The organism is Streptomyces sp. NBC_01363 (genome assembly GCF_026340595.1).
In the GTDB taxonomy this organism is placed as follows: domain Bacteria; phylum Actinomycetota; class Actinomycetes; order Streptomycetales; family Streptomycetaceae; genus Streptomyces.
Window position 1 is genome coordinate 2,666,835 of sequence record NZ_JAPEPF010000001.1, and the last position, 17,926, is coordinate 2,684,760.

Annotated in this window: 13 protein-coding genes; all 13 read left to right on the forward strand. The window is 69.1% G+C overall.

What is annotated here, in order from left to right; genetic code table 11:
* Positions 1 to 274 precede the first annotated feature (274 nt).
* A complete protein-coding gene (locus OG611_RS12335) occupies positions 275 to 835 on the forward strand; it encodes a YqgE/AlgH family protein (protein WP_266418587.1) in 561 nt (186 codons plus the stop codon).
* A 30-nt stretch (positions 836 to 865) separates the two neighbouring features.
* Positions 866 to 1,159, forward strand: coding sequence for a DUF3039 domain-containing protein (locus OG611_RS12340; RefSeq protein ID WP_072484142.1), 294 nt, complete (start codon positions 866 to 868; stop codon positions 1,157 to 1,159).
* Positions 1,160 to 1,371: 212 nt separating this feature from the next.
* On the forward strand, positions 1,372 to 2,676 hold the full coding sequence (locus OG611_RS12345; protein ID WP_266418589.1) for an extracellular solute-binding protein: 1,305 nt from the start codon (positions 1,372 to 1,374) through the stop codon (positions 2,674 to 2,676).
* Positions 2,677 to 2,678: 2 nt separating this feature from the next.
* Positions 2,679 to 3,653 carry a carbohydrate ABC transporter permease gene (locus tag OG611_RS12350; protein WP_266418591.1) on the forward strand — a complete coding sequence of 325 codons (975 nt, stop codon included), beginning with the start codon at positions 2,679 to 2,681 and terminating at the stop codon, positions 3,651 to 3,653.
* Positions 3,650 to 4,498 carry a carbohydrate ABC transporter permease gene (locus OG611_RS12355; RefSeq protein ID WP_266418593.1) on the forward strand — a complete coding sequence of 283 codons (849 nt, stop codon included), beginning with the start codon at positions 3,650 to 3,652 and terminating at the stop codon, positions 4,496 to 4,498. Before OG611_RS12350 ends, OG611_RS12355 begins: the two co-directional genes overlap by 4 nt.
* A 4-nt stretch (positions 4,499 to 4,502) precedes the next feature.
* Complete coding sequence (locus OG611_RS12360; RefSeq protein WP_266418595.1) at positions 4,503 to 6,248, forward strand: beta-N-acetylhexosaminidase; 1,746 nt, start codon at positions 4,503 to 4,505, stop codon at positions 6,246 to 6,248.
* Between the two features lie 359 nt (positions 6,249 to 6,607).
* Positions 6,608 to 7,504 carry a xanthine dehydrogenase family protein subunit M gene (locus OG611_RS12365; RefSeq protein WP_266418597.1) on the forward strand — a complete coding sequence of 299 codons (897 nt, stop codon included), beginning with the start codon at positions 6,608 to 6,610 and terminating at the stop codon, positions 7,502 to 7,504.
* The gene (locus tag OG611_RS12370) at positions 7,501 to 9,489 is read left to right on the forward strand and encodes a 2Fe-2S iron-sulfur cluster-binding protein (RefSeq protein WP_266418599.1); all 1,989 of its coding nucleotides are present in this window, start codon (positions 7,501 to 7,503) and stop codon (positions 9,487 to 9,489) included. The genes OG611_RS12365 and OG611_RS12370 overlap by 4 nt, the downstream gene beginning before the upstream one ends.
* On the forward strand, positions 9,486 to 11,822 hold the full coding sequence (locus OG611_RS12375; RefSeq protein WP_266418601.1) for a xanthine dehydrogenase family protein molybdopterin-binding subunit: 2,337 nt from the start codon (positions 9,486 to 9,488) through the stop codon (positions 11,820 to 11,822). The genes OG611_RS12370 and OG611_RS12375 overlap by 4 nt, the downstream gene beginning before the upstream one ends.
* A gap of 121 nt (positions 11,823 to 11,943) precedes the next feature.
* Positions 11,944 to 12,489, forward strand: a complete 546-nt coding sequence (locus OG611_RS12380; RefSeq protein ID WP_266418603.1) for a hypothetical protein — start codon at positions 11,944 to 11,946, stop codon at positions 12,487 to 12,489.
* A 1,660-nt stretch (positions 12,490 to 14,149) separates the two neighbouring features.
* A complete protein-coding gene (mycP, locus tag OG611_RS12385; RefSeq protein ID WP_323180167.1) occupies positions 14,150 to 15,448 on the forward strand; it encodes a type VII secretion-associated serine protease mycosin in 1,299 nt (432 codons plus the stop codon).
* A gap of 248 nt (positions 15,449 to 15,696) precedes the next feature.
* Positions 15,697 to 16,092 (forward strand): hypothetical protein, encoded by a 396-nt coding sequence (locus OG611_RS12390; RefSeq protein ID WP_266418607.1) that lies wholly within the window; start codon positions 15,697 to 15,699, stop codon positions 16,090 to 16,092.
* A 3-nt stretch (positions 16,093 to 16,095) separates the two neighbouring features.
* Positions 16,096 to 17,817, forward strand: coding sequence for an alpha/beta hydrolase (locus OG611_RS12395; protein WP_266418609.1), 1,722 nt, complete (start codon positions 16,096 to 16,098; stop codon positions 17,815 to 17,817).
* The last annotated feature ends 109 nt before the right edge of the window (positions 17,818 to 17,926 follow it).

Below are 17,926 nucleotides of genomic sequence, written 5' to 3' on the forward strand. Positions count from 1 at the left end.
ATCTCGCGTTCCGGAGTGGTCGGGCAGGGGGCCAAACGAAAGAGTAATGGCCCACTGCCCCCATTCCGTAAGAGAACAGGGGGTGTACGAACGTCATGAATCCGCCACAACACGCTCTGCTCCCCCGGTCTTGCGGAGGGTGACCGTCCGCATGGTTCTCCGGAATGCGCGCTCCCCGTGCACCCGTGCGCCCTGAGCTGCGCCGCGGCCCATCCGGGGACCGGGCGGCCCACTTGGTGCCCGCAAGGAGCGAAGATGCGGGATCATTTCTGCCATGACCGAGGTGTCCTCGCTCACAGGGCGACTGCTCGTGGCCACACCCGCGCTCGCGGACCCGAATTTCGACCGCGCGGTGGTGCTGCTCCTCGACCACGACGAGGAGGGCTCACTCGGCGTGGTCCTGAACCGCCCGACCCCGGTCGGCGTGGTCGACATCCTCACGCCCTGGGCCGGCCTGACCGGCGAACCGGACGTCGTCTTCCAGGGCGGCCCGGTCTCGCTCGACTCGGCGCTCGGCGTGGCCGTCATCCCCGGCGACGAGGGGCCGCTCGGCTGGCGCCGGGTGTACGGGGCGATCGGCCTGGTGGACCTGGAGGCACCGCCGGAGCTGCTGGCCGCGGCGCTCGGCTCGCTGCGGATCTTCGCCGGGTACGCGGGCTGGGGACCCGGTCAGCTGGAGACCGAACTGACCGAGGGCGCCTGGTACGTGGTCGAGTCCGAACCCGGGGACGTCTCCTCCCCGCGCCCGGAACACCTCTGGCGCGCGGTCCTGCGCCGTCAGCGCAGCGAACTGGCGATGATCGCCACCTATCCGGACGACCCTTCGCTGAACTGAAGCTCCGGGCTGTCGGTACCCTTGGCGGTTATGAGCACTCTTGAGCCCGAGCGCGGGGCAGGTACCGGAACCCTCGTGGAGCCGACGCCGCAGGTGTCGAACGGCGACGGCGACCACGAGCGCTACGCCCATTACGTCCAGAAGGACAAGATCATGGCGAGTGCCCTGGAGGGCACCCCCGTGGTCGCACTGTGCGGGAAGGTCTGGGTACCGGGGCGCGACCCCAAGAAGTACCCGGTCTGTCCCATGTGCAAGGAGATCTACGAGTCCATGGGCGCCGGTGGCGACAAGGACAAGGGCAAGGGCGGCAAGGACAAGAAGTAGTCCGGAGCCGTCCGGCGACCACTGCTTCGGGCCCCCGGGGCGCGCGTTGAAGCGCGCCCCGGGGGCCTTTTGCGTTGCACGGACTGCTTCCCCGGGTCACAGAGTGGTAGAGACCACTTGTCGGCGTCTGCGTGCGCACCTACTCTCCTGCCAGTTGTGCAGAACGAAACGCAAGTTGCGTATGTTGCAACGCCTACCGGAGGGGTTCCCGGATGAAGCTGTCTGCCCGAATTGCCGCCCCGGCCGCGGCGCTTGTGCTGGCGGGTCTCACCGCCACCGCCTGCGCGCCGCAGACCTCCGACACCGGAGCCAAGGGGGACGAGAAGACCGGCACGCTGCGGGTCTGGCTGTTCCAGGAAGTCGGCAACAAGCCCAAGGAGCAGGTCGTCGACGCGGCGGTCGCCGACTTCAAGAAGGCCCACAAGGACGCGGAGGTCGAGATCGAGTACATACCGGTCGACACCCGGGCGCAGCGCATCAAGGCGGCGTTCAACGACCCCAAGAGCGCCCCGGACCTCATCGAGTACGGCAACACCGACACCGCCGGATACGTCAAGGACGGCGGACTCGCCGATGTGAGCGCCGAGTTCGCCGCCTGGGACGAGGCCAAGGACACCGACCCGACCGCCAAGCAGTCCGTGACGGTCGGCGGCAAGATCTACGGAGCCCCGCTCTTCGTCGGCGTACGGGCCCTGTACTACCGCACGGACGTCTTCGAGGAGCTGGGGATCGAGGCCCCCAAGTCCCAGGCCGAGCTGATCTCCACCGCGAAGAAGATCCACAAGAAGAAGCCGGACCTGTACGGACTGGCGGTCGGCGGCGCGTACACCTACGGCGCCATGCCGTTCATCTGGGCGGCCGGCGGCGAACTCGCCGCCGAGAGCGGCGGTACGTACCAGGCGGCCATCAACAGCGACAAGGCCCGCAAGGGCATCGAGGCCTACACCTCGCTCTTCGGCGACGACAACTGTCCGGCCGCCAAGTGCGCGGCCATGGGCGGCAATGCGACCGTCACCGCGTTCGCCTCCGGCAAGGCCGCCATGGCGATCGGCGGCGACTTCAGCCACACGGCCGTCGAGGCGGGGTCGGTGAAGGGCAAGTACGCGGTGGTGCCGCTGCCCGGTGTCGCCGAGGGGTCCGTCGCCCCCGCGTTCGCGGGCGGGAACAACATCGGCGTACTGAAGAGCAGCTCGCACCGCACCCTCGCCGTGGACCTGATGAAGTCCCTGACCGGCAAGCGGACGCAGACGAAGATGTTCGACGCGATGGGCTTCCTGCCGACGTACACCGACGTGCGGGCCGCGGCCGCGAAGAAGGAGCCGTTCGTCGAGCCGTTCGTCAAGACGCTCGGCGCGGGGGCGAAGTTCGTCCCGGCCTCGCCCGGCTGGGGCCAGATCGACTCCTCGCTGGTCCTGCCGACGATGTTCCAGGAGATCGTCAGCGGCCGGGAGGACGTGGCGAAGGCCTCGGACGACGCGGCGAAGAAGATGGACGCCGCGTTCGCCGACGCGGGCTGATCATGACCGCGAACAGCACGGCGTACAAAGCGCCCGGCACGTCCGGAGCGGGCGGCACCTCCACCCGCCCGCTCCGGCGGCGCCGCCCGGCCTCGCCCGCGCGCCGCTCCGGCTGGACCCCCTGGCTCTATCTCCTGCCCGCACTCGTCCTCCTCGGCGGGCTGCTCGTCTACCCGATCTACCAACTCGGTCTGATCTCCTTCCTGGAGTACACCCAGGCCCAGGTCAGCGGCGGTGAACCGACCACCTTCCAGGGGTTCGGGAACTACGCGACGCTCTTCGGCGACAGCCAGTTCTGGCAGGTGCTCCTGGCGACCGTGGTCTTCGCCGCCACCTGCGTACTGGCCACCCTCCTCGTCGGCTGCGCGCTCGCCGTCCTGCTGACCCGCATCCGGGCCCTGCCGCGGCTCGCGCTGATGATGGCCGCGCTCGGCGCCTGGGCGACTCCGGCGATCACCGGGTCCACCGTCTGGGTGTTTCTCTTCGACCCGGACTTCGGCCCGGTCAACCGGGTGCTGGGGCTCGGCGACCACTCCTGGACGTACGGGCGCTACAGCGCCTTCGCCCTGGTGCTCCTGGAAGTCCTGTGGTGCTCGTTCCCGTTCGTCATGGTGACGGTGTACGCGGGCATCCGGGCGATCCCCACCGAGGTGCTGGAGGCGGCGGCGCTGGACGGTGCCTCGCAGTGGCGGATCTGGCGGTCGGTCATGGCCCCGATGCTGCGGCCGATCCTCGTCGTCGTCACCATCCAGTCGATCATCTGGGACTTCAAGGTCTTCACCCAGATCTACGTCATGACCAACGGCGGTGGCATCGCCGGCCAGAACCTGGTGCTCAACGTGTACGCGTACCAGAAGGCGTTCGCGTCCTCGCAGTACAGCCTCGGCTCGGCGATCGGCGTCGTGATGCTGGTGATCCTGCTGGCCGTCACGCTCGTCCATCTGCGCCTGGTGCGGCGCCAGGGGGAGGAACTGTGAGCGCACGGAGCATGCTGCGCATCCGCAGACCCGGCCGGCTGGCCGCCGAGGCCGCGGCCCTGCTGATCGCCGCCGCGGTCGCCTTCCCGCTGTACTGGATGGTGCTCTCCGCCCTCAAACCGGCCGGCGAGATCCAGTCCACCGACCCCCGCCCGTGGACGCTGTCGCCGTCCCTGGACTCGTTCCGCCGGGTCTTCGAACAGAACGACTTCGGGCGGTACTTCCTCAACAGCCTGCTGGTCGCCGGAACAGTCGTCATCGCCTCCGCGCTGATCGCCTTCCTGGCGGCGACGGCGGTGACCCGATTCAGGTTCCGCTTCCGCACCACGCTGCTGATCATGTTCCTGGTCGCGCAGATGGTGCCGGTCGAGGCGCTGACCATCCCGCTGTTCTTCCTGATGCGGGACTTCGGCCAGCTGAACACGCTCGGCTCGCTGATCCTGCCGCACCTCGCCTTCTCGCTGCCGTTCGCGATCTGGATGCTGCGCGGCTTCGTCAAGGCCGTACCGGACGCGCTGGAGGAAGCCGCGTACATCGACGGGGCGAGCCGCACCCGCTTCCTGTGGCAGATCCTCTTCCCGCTGGTCTTCCCCGGCCTCGTGGCGACCAGCGTCTTCTCGTTCATCTCCACCTGGAACGACTTCCTGTTCGCGAAGTCGTTCATCATCAGCGACACCTCCCAGTCGACGCTCCCCATGGCGCTGCTGGTCTTCTTCAAACCCGATGAGAACGACTGGGGAGGGATCATGGCAGCCTCGACGGTGATGACCATTCCCGTGCTGGTCTTCTTCGTACTCGTACAGCGCCGCCTGGTCTCCGGACTCGGCGGAGCGGTAAAGGACTGACGCCATGGACATGGACATGGACCCGACCACCGACCAGACCGCCGCCCCGATCACCGACCTGATCCCGGCACCCGTGCGCGTCGGTGGTGAAGGGCGGCGCGGCTTCCAGCTCGACCCGTCCACCACCATCACGGCGGCCCCCGGCACGGAGAGCACCGAACGCTGGCTGCGTACCACGCTCGGTGCCGCCTTCGGCCTGCCGCTCGCCCCGCAGCCGACTGCCCCGGGCGGCGAGCCCGCCGCGAACGACGGGCTCGCAGCGAGCGGTGAGCCCGTCCCGAGCGGTCGGTCCGCCGCGAACACCGTCCGGCTGGCCATCGACCCGGCACTGGAGCCGGAGGGCTACCGGCTGAGCACCGGCACCGGCGGGAGCGTCGAGATCACCGGAGGCAGCCCCGCCGGGGTCTTCTGGGGCGCGCAGACCCTCCGTCAGCTCCTGGGCCCCGAAGCCTTCCGCCGAGCGCCCGTCAGCCCCGGCGCGCGGCGCGCGATCCCCTTCACGGACATCGAGGACAGCCCCCGCTTCGCCTGGCGCGGCATGATGCTCGACGTGGCACGGCACTTCATGCCCAAGGACGACGTCCTGCGCTATCTCGACCTCCTCGCCGCGCACAAGCTGAACGTCTTCCACTTCCACCTCACCGACGACCAGGGCTGGCGCATCGAGATCAAGCGCTACCCGCGGCTCACCGAGATCGGCTCCTGGCGGCCCCGCACCAAGCACGGCCACCGGGCGTCCGAGCTGTGGGACGAGACCCCGCACGGCGGCCACTACACACAGGACGACATCCGCGAGATCGTCGCGTACGCCGCCGAGCGGCATATCCGCGTCGTCCCCGAGATCGACGTACCGGGCCACTCGCAGGCCGCCATCGCCGCGTACCCCGAACTGGGCAACACCGACGTCATCGACACCACCACCCTCTCCGTCTGGGACACCTGGGGCATCAACGCGAACGTACTCGCCCCCACTGACAACACCCTGCGCTTCTTCGAAGGCGTCCTCGAAGAGGTGCTCGACCTCTTCCCCGCCGCCACCTCGCCGTTCATCCACATCGGCGGCGACGAATGCCGCAAGGACCAGTGGAAGGAGTCGCCGGTCGCCCAGGCCCGGATCGACGAATTCGGCCTGGCCAACGAGGACGAGCTGCAGTCCTGGATCATCCGGCACTTCGACACCTGGCTCACCGCCCGCGGACGTCGGCTGATCGGCTGGGACGAGATCCTGGAGGGTGGCCTCCCGGCGGGCGCCGCCGTGTCGTCCTGGCGGGGTTACGGGGGAGGCATCGCCGCCGCGGAGGCCGGCCACGACGTCGTCATGTGCCCGGAGCAGCACGTGTACCTGGACCACCGTCAGGACGGCGGCCCCGACGAGCCGATGCCCATCGGCTTCGTCCGCACCCTGGAGGACGTCTACCGCTTCGAACCCGTACCGGCGGGCCTCTCCGAGGAGGCGGCCCGTCACATCCTGGGCACCCAGGCCAATGTCTGGACCGAGGTGATGCAGAACCGGGCCCGCGTCGACTACCAGGTCTTCCCGCGCCTCGCGGCGTTCGCGGAGGTCGCCTGGTCGCCGCTGCCCGCCCCCGGCGACCGGGACTTCGCGGGCTTCGAGCGCCGAATGACCACGCACTACGCCCGGCTTGACGCCCTCGGTGTCGACTACCGGCCGCCGGGTGGTCCGTTGCCCCGGCAGCAGCGCCCCGGTGTGCTGGGACGACCCATCGACGGGGCGCCGCCGAACGTGTGATCCGACCGCACCCGGACTCCGGCCGGCGCGCCCCGAAGCGGGCGTGCCGGCCGGCAGTTTTTTGTCCGGAACTCGCCCTGCCGGAACTCGCCCTGCCGGAACGGAACACCGCAACGGCCACCGCAACGGAACAATCGACGGCAAGGCGTGGCGAAGAGTCACAATTCACACTCTGCGCCGAAGCGGACCGAAGCATGCCGAAACGGGAACATTCCCCTGATCGGGGATGGATACGCCCTTCGCGGACCCTCGCGTCGGTCCGATCCGAAGATGTGCCAGAGTTGCCACGTCCAGGCTTCGAGCACGTACCGTACGGCGAAACAGCCGGACAGCCGGGACACCGGGAAGGGGCAGCTGGGTTGACCACGCACGCACCGCAGGCGACGCAGTCCGTGACGCTGCCGGCCTCGCTCGACGAGGCCGTGGCGGCGCTCGGCGCCATGCCCGCCGCCGTTCCCGTGGCAGGCGGTACAGACCTGATGTCGGCCGTCAACAAGGGGCTGCTGCGCCCCTCCGGCCTGGTCGGCCTCGGCCGGATCAGCGAGCTGCGCGGCTGGCACTACCAGGACGGCCACGCCCTGCTCGGCGCCGGACTCACCCACGCACGCATGGGGCGGCCCGACTTCGCCGCCCTCATCCCCGCGCTGGCCGCGTCGGCACGCGCCGCGGGCCCGCCCCAGATCCGTAACGCCGGAACGCTCGGCGGCAACATCGCCACCGCGGCCCCGACCGGCGACGCCCTGCCGGTGCTCGCCGCGCTGGAGGCCGAGCTGGTCATCGCGGGTCCGGGCGGCGCCCGCCGCGAGATCCCGGTCTCGCACCTGCTGGCCGGCCGCGACATGCTCGAACCCGCCGAACTCATCGGCTTCGTCCGGGTCCCGCTGCTGCACGCCCCCCAGGTCTTCCTGAAGGCCACCGGCCGCACCGGTCCCGGCCGGGCCACCGCATCCGTCGCGATCGTCCTGGACCCGGCCCGGCGCGGGGTGCGCTGCGCGGTCGGCGCCATCGCGCCGATGCCGCTGCGGCCGCTGGAGGCCGAACGCTGGATCGCCTCACTGATCGACTGGGACGGCGAACGGGGCCTGGCTCCCGACGCGCTGGCCGCCTTCGGCGAGTACGTCGCCGCGGCCTGCATCCCGGACCAGGTACCGCCCGCCGACGGGGGAGAGGCGTCACCGCTGCCCCCCGCCGTACTGCATCTGCGGCGGACCGTCGCCGCGCTGGCCCGACGCGCGCTGGGGAGGGCACTGTCGTGAGCAACGAGGACCACAACGAACAGCACGGGCAGCAGGAGCACCTGCAGCACGGGAGCTGGCAGCCGACGCCGCAGGGCGGCGAGTACGACGACGGGGCGACCGCCTTCGTCCACCTGCCGCCGGAGGACCTGGCGAACATCCCGCTGGCCGCACCCGGCCAGGGCTACGTACCGCCGATGATCCTGCCGCTGACACCGGCGGCCGGGCTCGACCCGTCGGCCACGGGCAGCTGGGTCGTGCAGACGCAGAGCCAGCAGGAGCGCGGTACGGCAGCGGAACAGCCGGCACCCGGGACGGTGCACTGGCCGGACCCGAACCAGCAGCAGGGCCCGTACGACTACGGGTACGAGTACCAGCAGTCCCCTGATGCGCCTCAGGTGCCTCAGACCCCTCAGGCCCCTCAGACCCCTCACGATCCGTTCTCGCAGGAGCAGTACCGGGAGACGCCGGCGGCCACGGGCCAGTGGAACTTCACCGAGTCCACGGAGTTCGGCGTCCACACCGGTCAGGCCGGTCAGACCGGTCAGGCCGACCACGCGGGTCACGCAGGTAACGCAAGTAACGCAGGTAACGCGGGCCAAGCCGACCAGGCTGACCACACCGGTCACGCCACCCACGCCAACCACTCCAACCACTCCAACCACGATGGCCACACCGGTCAGTGGACGATCCCGGTCGCCGACGGTGATCTCCCGGAGGAGTCCGGCGAGTTCGCCGCCTCGGCCCTGGCTGCCCAGTGGTACGGGGACCGGACTCCGCCGGCCACGCTGCCGGGCGGGGCGCCCGCACCGTGGGCGACGCAGCAGCCCGCCTCGGAGCCCGGTCCTGAGCCCGAGCTCGTGGCGGAACCGGCACCCCCGGCCGACATCGAGCCGGAGCACGCGCCGGGAGTCGAATTCGAGCAGGCCGCCGAGGCAGCACAGGCCCCCGAGGCAGCACCGGATACGGAGCCCGTCGGGGACGGCTCCGTATCCGTCCCCGAAGCGGACCTCGCGCAGGAGACGGCCCCCGCCATCGCCCCCGACACCGCCCCGGCCACCGCCGCGGGCGAGGCTCCCTCCGAGCATCCGGCGGAGGCCGCGCCCGAGCCGTACCCGGCCGGACAGCCACCGGAGACGGCCCTCGACGAGTCGCACGACGTCGCCGCCGACGCCGCCACCGACACCGAGTCCCCGGAATCCGGGCCGCCCGCCACCGACTCCCCGGAATCCCAACCGGCAGACTCCCGACCGGCAGACTCCCCGCCGGTCGAATCCGGACCGGTCGAAACCGAGCCGGTCGAAACCGAGCCGGTCGAATCCGAGCCGTCGGTCGAAACCGGGCGGGCCGATTCCGAGCCGGCCGATTCCGAGCAGGCCGATACCGGGCTGCTCGGCGCCCCCAGCGAACACCCCGCCGCCTCCTACGTCCTGCATGTGAACGGCGCCGACCGCCCCGTCACCGACGCCTGGATCGGCGAGTCGCTCCTCTACGTGCTCCGTGAGCGCCTCGGCCTCGCCGGTGCCAAGGACGGCTGCTCGCAGGGCGAGTGCGGCGCGTGCAACGTCCAGGTGGACGGCCGGCTGGTCGCCTCCTGCCTGGTCCCCGCGGCGACCGCGGCCGGCAGCGAGGTCCGTACGGTCGAGGGCCTCGCCGTGGACGGCGAGCCGTCCGACGTCCAGCGCGCCCTGGCCAAGTGCGGCGCCGTCCAGTGCGGCTTCTGCATCCCCGGCATGGCCATGACCGTCCACGATCTGCTGGAGGGCAACCACGCCCCCAGCGAGTTGGAGACGCGCCAGGCGCTCTGTGGGAACCTCTGCCGCTGTTCCGGCTACCGCGGCGTCCTCGACGCCGTCAACGAGGTCGTCGCAGGCCGCGAGGCGACCACCGACCCCGCCTCGTCGGACTCCACGTCCCCGGAGCCCGACGAGGCCCGCATCCCGCACCAGGCGGCCCCCGGCGCCGGTAGCGTCCAGTCGCACCCGCAGGACGGAGGCATGGCGTGAGCAACGACGCAGCCACCGCTGCCAACGCGACCAGCACACGGATCACCACCCCGGCGACCGAAGGCCCCGAGACCGAGCCGCCCGCACTCGGCCTGGGCGTCTCGCTGCCGCCCGCCGACGCGCGCGCCAAGACCGAGGGCACCTTCCCGTACGCCGCCGACCTCTGGGCCGAGGGCCTGCTCTGGGCGGCGGTCCTCCGCTCCCCGCACCCGCACGCCCGCATCCTGTCCATCGACACCTCGGCCGCCGTCGAGATGACGGGGGTACGGGCCGTCATCACGCACGAGGACATCCCGGGGGAGGGCTCGTACGGCCGCAGAGTCGTCGACCGCCCGGTCTTCGCCTCCGACCTGGTCCGCCACCACGGCGAGCCGATCGCCGCGGTCGCCGCCGACCATCCCGACACGGCCAGGCTCGCCGCCGCGGCCATCGCCGTCGAGTACGAGGTCCTCGAACCGGTCACCGACCCGGAGAAGGCCTTCGCCGCCGAACCGCTGCACCCCGACGGCAATCTGATCCGCCACATCCCGCTGCGCTACGGGGACCCGGACGCCACCGGCGAGGTCGTCGTCGAGGGCCTGTACCGCATCGGCCGTCAGGACCCGGCCCCGATCGGTGCCGAGGCCGGACTCGCCGTGCCCCGTCCCGACGGCGGGGTGGAGATCTACACCGCCTCCACCGACCCGCACACCGACCGCGATCTCGCCGCCGCCTGCTTCGGTCTCGAACCGGACCGGGTGAAGGTCGTCGTCACGGGTGTCCCCGGCGCGACCGGCGACCGCGAGGAACCCGGCTTCCAGCTTCCGCTCGGCCTGCTCGCCCTGCGCACCGGCTGCCCGGTCAAACTGGCCGCCACCCGCGAGGAGTCCTTCCTCGGCCACTCCCACCGCCACCCGACGCTGCTGCGCTACCGCCACCACGCGGACGCCGACGGGCGGCTGGTGAAGGTCGAGGCGCAGATCCTCCTCGACGCGGGCGCGTACGCCGACTCGTCGTCCGAGTCGCTGGCCGCGGCGGTCGCGTTCGCCTGCGGCCCGTACGTCGTCCCGCACGCGTTCATCGAGGGCTGGGCGGTCCGTACGAACAACCCGCCCTCGGGCCATGTGCGTGGCGAGGGCGCGATGCAGGTCTGCGCGGCGTACGAGGGCCAGATGGACAAGCTGGCCGCCAAGCTCGGCATCGACCCGGCCGAACTGCGCCTGCGCAACGCCCTGTCCACCGGCGACATCCTGCCCACCGGCCAGACGGTGACCTGCCCCGCGCCCGTCTCCGAACTCCTCACCTCCGTACGGGACTTCCCCCTCCCGGCCCTCCCCAAGGACGCCCCGGAGGACGACTGGCTGCTGCCCGGCGGCCCCGAGGGCGCGGGCGAACCCGGTGCGGTGCGCCGAGGGGTCGGCTACGCGCTCGGCATGGTCCACATGCTCGGCGCGGAGGGCACCGACGAGGTCTCCACGGCCACGGTCAGGGTCCACGACGGCATCGCCACGGTCATCTGCGCGGCGGTCGAGACGGGCCAGGGTTTCTCGACCCTCGCCCGCCAGGTCGTCCAGGAGACCCTGGGCATCGAAGAGGTCCACGTGGCGTCCGTCGACACCGACCAGCCCCCGGCGGGTCCGGCGACGCACGGCCGCCACACCTGGGTGTCGGCCGGGGCGGTGGAACGCGCCGCCAAGATGGTCCGCACCCAGCTCCTCCAGCCCCTGGCCCACAAGTTCGGCATGTCCACGGAGCTGTTGCAGATCTCCGACGGCAAGATCACCTCGTACGACGGTGTGCTGTCCACGACGGTCACGGAAGCGATGGACGGCAAGGAACTCTGGGCCACCGCCCAGTGCCGCCCCCACCCGACCGAACCCCTCGACGAATCCGGCCAGGGCGACGCCTTCGTCGGCCTCGCCTTCTGCGCGATCCGCGCGGTGGTGGACGTCGACATCGAACTCGGCTCCGTCCGGGTCGTGGAGATGGCGATCGCCCAGGATGTCGGCCGGATCCTCAACCCGTCCCAGCTGACGACCCGTATCGAGGCCGGCATCACCCAGGGCATCGGCGCCGCCCTCACCGAGAACCTCCGCAGCGCCCGCGGCCTGATCCGCCACCCCGACCTCACCGGCTACGCGCTCCCGACCGCCCTGGACGCACCCGAAATTCGCATCGTCAAACTCATCGAAGAGCGCGACGTGGTGGCCCCCTTCGGCGCCAAGCCCGCCTCGGCGATCCCCGTGGTGACGTCCCCGGCAGCAGTGGCCGCAGCCGTACGCGCCGCCACCGGCCGCCCGATAAACCGCCTCCCCATCAGACCCCAGGCGGCGGTGGCGGCCCCCAACTCCTGAGCCCGGTACGGATGGCGTGATCCGGGTTGCAGGTGCAACCCGGAGGTGCGCAGTGTCACCACCGCTGACTAAGGTGAACCTCGAGGCGGCAAAAGGCTGTTGCCAATCGGGGGAGGGCACTGTGGGCCAGAGCGATCCGGGGGCGGAATCACAGGCGTACCCATGGGGCGTCATCGGTGCCGTAGGGGCAGCCGGGGCGATCTCCCCGGGCGCCGCGAGCGAACTGTTCACCGAACTCTCGTCGTTCACGAAGTTCCGCGACCGCATCGACGGACTCCTCCACGACCTCAGGGCCTCTCCGGCAGGCCCGGGGAAGGTCGGCGAGGACACGATGGGGCGGGACCGGTTCGGTGGCGGCAAGGGCGAGTGGGAGGAGGCGGACCTCCTCCATGGCTCGTATTCCAAGGTCATCAAGGAGCTGGAGGGGCTGTCCCAGCTGCTGTCCGACTCCATCGAGGGCATGAGTATCGCTGTCCTCGGAGCCCACAAGGGCTACGAGAACGTCGACTTGGACGTCCGAGACCGCATGCTCGCGATCCAGGGCAGTACGAACGCCCACCACAAGGCCGAACAGGCCGCGGCAGCAAAGCATGGCGAGGAGCATTCGGGTCGGTCGGAGAGGCCGACGACTCCGCCGGAGGACACGGCCGGCGGCGCGGGCACGTGATGCGTGACGAATTGCCCTGCACGGGGACTACGGGGACGGGAGAGGCAGCGACGTGAGCTCGATCTTTGACGGCATGAGCCACGAGCAGATGCTGGAGTGGCTGGACGCGGCCAACAGCGGCGAGATCCAGGGCGCGGCGGACCGCCTCTTGAGCGCGGCGTCGGAGATCCACAAGATCGCCGAGGACCTGAAGATCCGCCCGCAGTGGGTGGAGTGGAAGGGTAAAGGGGCCGATGCATTCCGTACGTGGAGTGCAGATCTGGCCAATGCGACGCTGCGCCTGGGGGATTACAGCGAGGGCGCATCCAAGTGGCTGGGTGAGACATCGACCGCGATCGCGTCGGTGCAGGCATCGATTCCTCGGACGCAGGCGGGTGCACGGGCGAATCTGGAGGCCGCTCTCGCCGCGCGAAACGACCCTGATGCGTCGGCGGTGGCGAAGAAGTCCGCAGAGACGTTGATCACGGACAGGGAGAACAACCGCCAAGAGGCAGCTTCGCAGATGATGAAGCTGGCGGATACGTATGCCTTCTCTTCGTCGCAGATGAAGGCTCTGGAGAAGCCGGTGTTCCCGGCGATGCCGCAGGTGATTGCGCCGCAGTTTGCTGAGAGGCGCGATGGACAACAAGACAAACACATTGGGCCAGGGGCAGCGCCTGCCCCCAGCGGCACGGGTTACGCGGTTGCGCCGGGGCGCGAGGCCGAAGCAGCAACTAGTGTGACTGCGTCCGCTGGGGGCGTAGGTATCTCCCCGCGTGCCGGGGCGCCGTCAGTGTCGCGACCGGTGGACATGGGGATTGACGGACTGGCCGTGTTGCCGGATAAACCGTCCGCCCCGGTTGCCAATCCGCTGCTGCCGTCGGCCGGGCCAAGACCCGACACCGTTCTCCCGCAGACGGTGGGCGTCATTCCACCCGTATCCAACACTGGTACCTCCGCGCCGCGCGATACGAGTGGAGGGGGCAGAAGGATAGGGACGCCACGTCCGCCAGTCTCTGCCCCAGGTGTGAATCCGGTTGGCCCTGGCCTCGTGGGCCGACCCTCCGGTCCCAACGGGATTACCGGTGGCCGCGTTGCGCCCCCGGGCCTAGGACGTCCCGCCGTCGGTATTCCGCGTGGGACAGTCGTCGGTAGCGAGAACGCCCACGGCTCAGCGCCCATGGGGCGGGCACCAGGGATGGGGGGTGGCATCGGCCCCGGCGTCTCCCCGAACGCAGTCGGCGGCGGCGGCCGTCGTTTGGCCGGTGAGGCAGGCGGTGCCGTCGGAGGATCGCAGCAGGGCCGTGCGAGTACACGCCCGTTCACTCCGGGAGGGTCAGGCCTGGTGAGAGGCAGCGCTCCGGGAGATCCTGACCGTGGCACAGGGCTAGCAGGACGGGGCGGCGGGCTCGCCCCTCAGGGTTCTCGGATGCACGCGGCAGGGCGTGACGAGGGTGACCGGCGTCCGGACTATCTGGTCGAGGACGATGAGACCTGGCAACAGGGGGGCCGACGGGTTGTTCCGCCGGTCATTGACTGATCAATAGAGAACTCACGAAGGACTCGGATGCGCATCAGGGGCAGGGGACCGATACGACGGCGATCCACGATGGCGGCTGCGTTGGGCCTACTCCTGGTAGGCGGTTCTGCTGTGCCCGCGTTTGCCGACTCCACGCGTTCCATGCAGTGGCATCTCGATGCCATGAGGGCGGACGAGATGTGGAAGACGAGTACGGGTAAGGGCGTCGTCGTTGCTGTACTCGACAGCGGGGTAGACCCGGCCAATCCTGACCTGGTGGGACAGGTCCTCAAGGGGAAGAACCTGGAGCCGGATGTCGCGGGTGACGAGCACACCGACTATGACGGTCACGGCACGAGCATGGCCGGTCTGATCGCAGGAACGGGCCGGAGTAACGGAGGGAACGGTGCGTTCGGCCTTGCGCCAGGAGTGAAGATTCTGCCGGTCCGTATGCCCGATTCTGGAGTTGGGGCAACCCAGGCGGATGGGGACGCAAAGTTCAACAGAGTTGCTCCCGTAGCGATTCGGTACGCGGTAGAACATGGTGCAAAGGTCATCAATATTTCGCTGGGTGCACAGGCGGGTTCCCAGGCGCTCACGGATGCGGTGAAGTACGCGCTCGGCAAGGGCTCGTTGATCTTCGCTGCGGCAGGCAATAGTGGCGAGGGGGCCAACCTGCTCGAATATCCGGTTGGAACACCAGGGGTCGTCGGCGTAGGCGCCATTGGCCACGACTCGAAGAAGACTGACGAGTCCCAGCACGGGCCGCAGATCGATCTCACGGCACCCGGAATCGACATGGTTCACCCCTGCACAGGCGGAACTCAGCTGTGCAAGACGAGCGGAACCAGCGACGCCACCGCCTTGGCCTCCGCCTCCGCTGCTCTTATCTGGGCCAAGCATCCCGACTGGACCAACAACCAGGTCCTCCGCGTCATGCTGAACACGGCCGGCGCACCGACCAGCGGTGCCAAGCGCAACAACTATGTCGGCTATGGCATCGTCCGCCCCCGCATCGCCCTGAAGACCCCGGGCGATCCCGGCCCGGCCGACGTGTACCCGCTCCCCGACCTCGCGGCGGCCGAGAAGCCGAGCCCTAGCCCTTCCGCCAAGCCTTCCAAGGCGCCCGGGGGTTCAGCGAACGACGAAAGGCCAGCCGCGGCAGCCTCCGCGCCCGATGACAGCAGCGGTAATACGGGTCTTTGGATCGGACTAGGCGTCGGCGCAGTTGCGCTCATCGGTGTAATCGCCGCCGCCTTGGTCGTTCACTCTCGTCGGCGCACCACTACTGCAGCCGCGCCGCCTGCGTCTACGTACCAACTTCCGAGTCCTAACCCGCACCAGCCGGTCCATCCTCAGCAGAAGTCCACGCCACCCTTCTTCGGGGCACCTCCCACCACCCCTCCCGGCTCCAACCCACCCCACGGCGGACATCCATATGGTGAAGAGCCGAGGAGCTGATTCCATGAGGAGTCCCTTGTTGTTCCTATGAGCCTTCAATCATCAGATAAAACCTGGCAGCAGAGTGGTCGACGGGTTGTTCCGCGGGCCGACGATTGATCAATAAAGATTAACGATCGTCCTTGGACCATGGACTCCATGAATCTTGGGACGGCCCACCGCCCTCCTTGGCCCTGAGCACGCATACTCAGGGCCAAGGAAGACCCCGGTGGTTAGCCTACGGATATCCAGACACTGAGGGGGTAAGTGTGTCCACACCGATCGGCGGCGGAACGCAGGGGTTCTGGATCGAACCAGGTGAGGTGCGGAAGGCGGGTGACGCCGCGCACAAGGTTGCCCAGGACATGCCGGAAAACATCAAGGCTTTGTTCGCGCCGACGGACGCGGCGGTCGCCGGACTGGCCGGTTTTCAGTCCGCTCAAGCGATCGATGACTGCCTGGAGGCGTGGACGAAGGCACTGCGTTCTTTGGCAGGCATGGTGGGGGGCGCCGCGGACGCGGTCAGCAATTCCAGTAAGAGCTTCACCCGAGAGGACCAGGAGCGTCGCAATTCGTTTCTCGGCCTCAACCCCTACACCCCGGGCTCCCCCGGCCCGTACGCTCCTGGACTCACGACGCCCCCGCTGGCGAATGGAGGGCGCTGACGCATGCGAGTCTCGGAACTCCGTGATGCCAAGCCGCTTCTGCTGACCGATGCCGGCGACGCCTGGGACGGGCTGGCAGAGCGCTTCACCGCTCACGCCTGTGATTTCGGCAAGTATCTGCACCGTCCCATCTCGCAGGAGGGCGTCTGGGGTGGGGTGGCTGCCGAATCCGCCGCCGATCGGCTCGCCCGGATGCAGCGTGACCTGAATGTAGCCAAGCAAGAACTCGATGGTGTAGGTACCGTGCTGAGGGCCTGCGGTGAGGAGCTCGCCGCCCAACAGGGCCGGCTTAGGGAAGCCGTTGCAGACGCCACGGAGGCTGGTTACAAGGTCGCCGACGATGGTGCGGTCACCGCCCCGACTATCGACATCAGCCACCTGGCGCCGGGCGACGTGGCGATGATGAACCGTGACCACGTGGCCCACGCCCAGGAGTACGCTGACCGGATTGGCGATGCCCTAGGTGCGGCGCAGGCAGTCGACAAGGAATACGCGGCGGCGATCAAGCTCTTCACCGACGCGGCCAAGCGGTGTGCCAAGGGCGACTGGAGCGCCGGTCTGCTGGAGTTGGCGACTGCGAACGGGCTCAACCGCGAGCTGTTGTCCGAGCTCGGAATGCCGCAAGAGAAGGCCTCACCCGAGGCCGTGCAGACATGGTGGGCGGGGCTCTCCCCCAGCCTGCAGGCCGAGCTGATCCACGACTACCCGCAGCAGATTGGGAACCGCGACGGGATTCCAGCAGTTGACCGCGACAAGGCCAATCGGACCTACCTGCCACTGCTGTTGAGCAGCCTGGAGGCCGACTATGCCGGGGCGGTCGGGGGTGAGGGGGCAGCACTTAAAGACAAGATCGATGGCGTGAAAGGCATCCAGCACCAACTGGACCAGGGCCGGGAGCCTCGCCCGTATCTGCTCGGCATTGGCTCGGAAGGCAACGGCCGTGCCATCGTGTCGTTCGGCAATCCGGACACCTCGAAGAACGTCTCCGCCTATGTGCCGGGCCTGAACACCAAGCTGAGCGGACACTTTGCTTCATCGGACGTGGACCGTGCCAGGAACGTGGCACACGCCGCGAACAAGATGTATCCGGATACCACGACTGCCTCCATCGTCTGGCTCGGCTACGACGCACCCCAGTTGGATGGCTTCAAGTGGTCGGCTACTGACGTGATGCGGGAAGGTGATGCCAAGGCTGGCGCACCTGCCTACGACAGCTTCTTGAACGGTATTCGCGCCACCCATGAATCCGGCTCACCGCATGTGACGGCCATCGGGCACTCTTACGGATCTTTGACCGTGGGTCAGGCCACCCAGCAGCCTGGCGGAATCCCAGCCGACGACGTGGTCCTTGTCGGTAGCCCGGGCGTCGGTGTCGACAAGGCTTCCGACCTCGGGGTGGGAGCCAGCCACGTCTATGTCGGAGCGGCGGAGAACGATCAGGTAACCAACCTGCCCACGTCCAACCCTCTGGAGTACGTCGCTCCGGGGAGCGAGTACGGTCCTAAGAAGAACTGGTTTGGCACAGACCCCGCCGACAACCATTTCGGAGGCCATCACTTCAGCGTGGCCCCCGGTAGGGACACAGGCCTCGTTGGGCTCGCGACCGGAGACTTGCCTGCGCATTCGATCTACTTCGACCCGGTCGAAGGCGGCGATTCTCTGAACAACATCGCAAGCGTCGTGGCTGGCCACGGTGACAAGATCCAGACTGCGGCACCGAGGTGACGCGTGTGTTCGGACGGGTATGGCTAGTGGGTTGCGCGCTCATGGTTGCGGCGCTCGCCGGCTGTGGAACCGGCGATGGGCAAAATGGCACAGAGGGTCAGGGAAAGAA

Coding starts and splice junctions, on each gene's coding strand:
- OG611_RS12335 (WP_266418587.1), top strand. CDS start 275: ATGACCGAGGTGTCCTCGCTCACAGGGCGACTGCTCGTGGCCACACCC.
- OG611_RS12340 (WP_072484142.1), top strand. CDS start 866: ATGAGCACTCTTGAGCCCGAGCGCGGGGCAGGTACCGGAACCCTCGTG.
- OG611_RS12345 (WP_266418589.1), top strand. CDS start 1,372: ATGAAGCTGTCTGCCCGAATTGCCGCCCCGGCCGCGGCGCTTGTGCTG.
- OG611_RS12350 (WP_266418591.1), top strand. CDS start 2,679: ATGACCGCGAACAGCACGGCGTACAAAGCGCCCGGCACGTCCGGAGCG.
- OG611_RS12360 (WP_266418595.1), top strand. CDS start 4,503: ATGGACATGGACATGGACCCGACCACCGACCAGACCGCCGCCCCGATC.
- mycP (WP_323180167.1), top strand. CDS start 14,150: ATGCAGTGGCATCTCGATGCCATGAGGGCGGACGAGATGTGGAAGACG.
- OG611_RS12395 (WP_266418609.1), top strand. CDS start 16,096: ATGCGAGTCTCGGAACTCCGTGATGCCAAGCCGCTTCTGCTGACCGAT.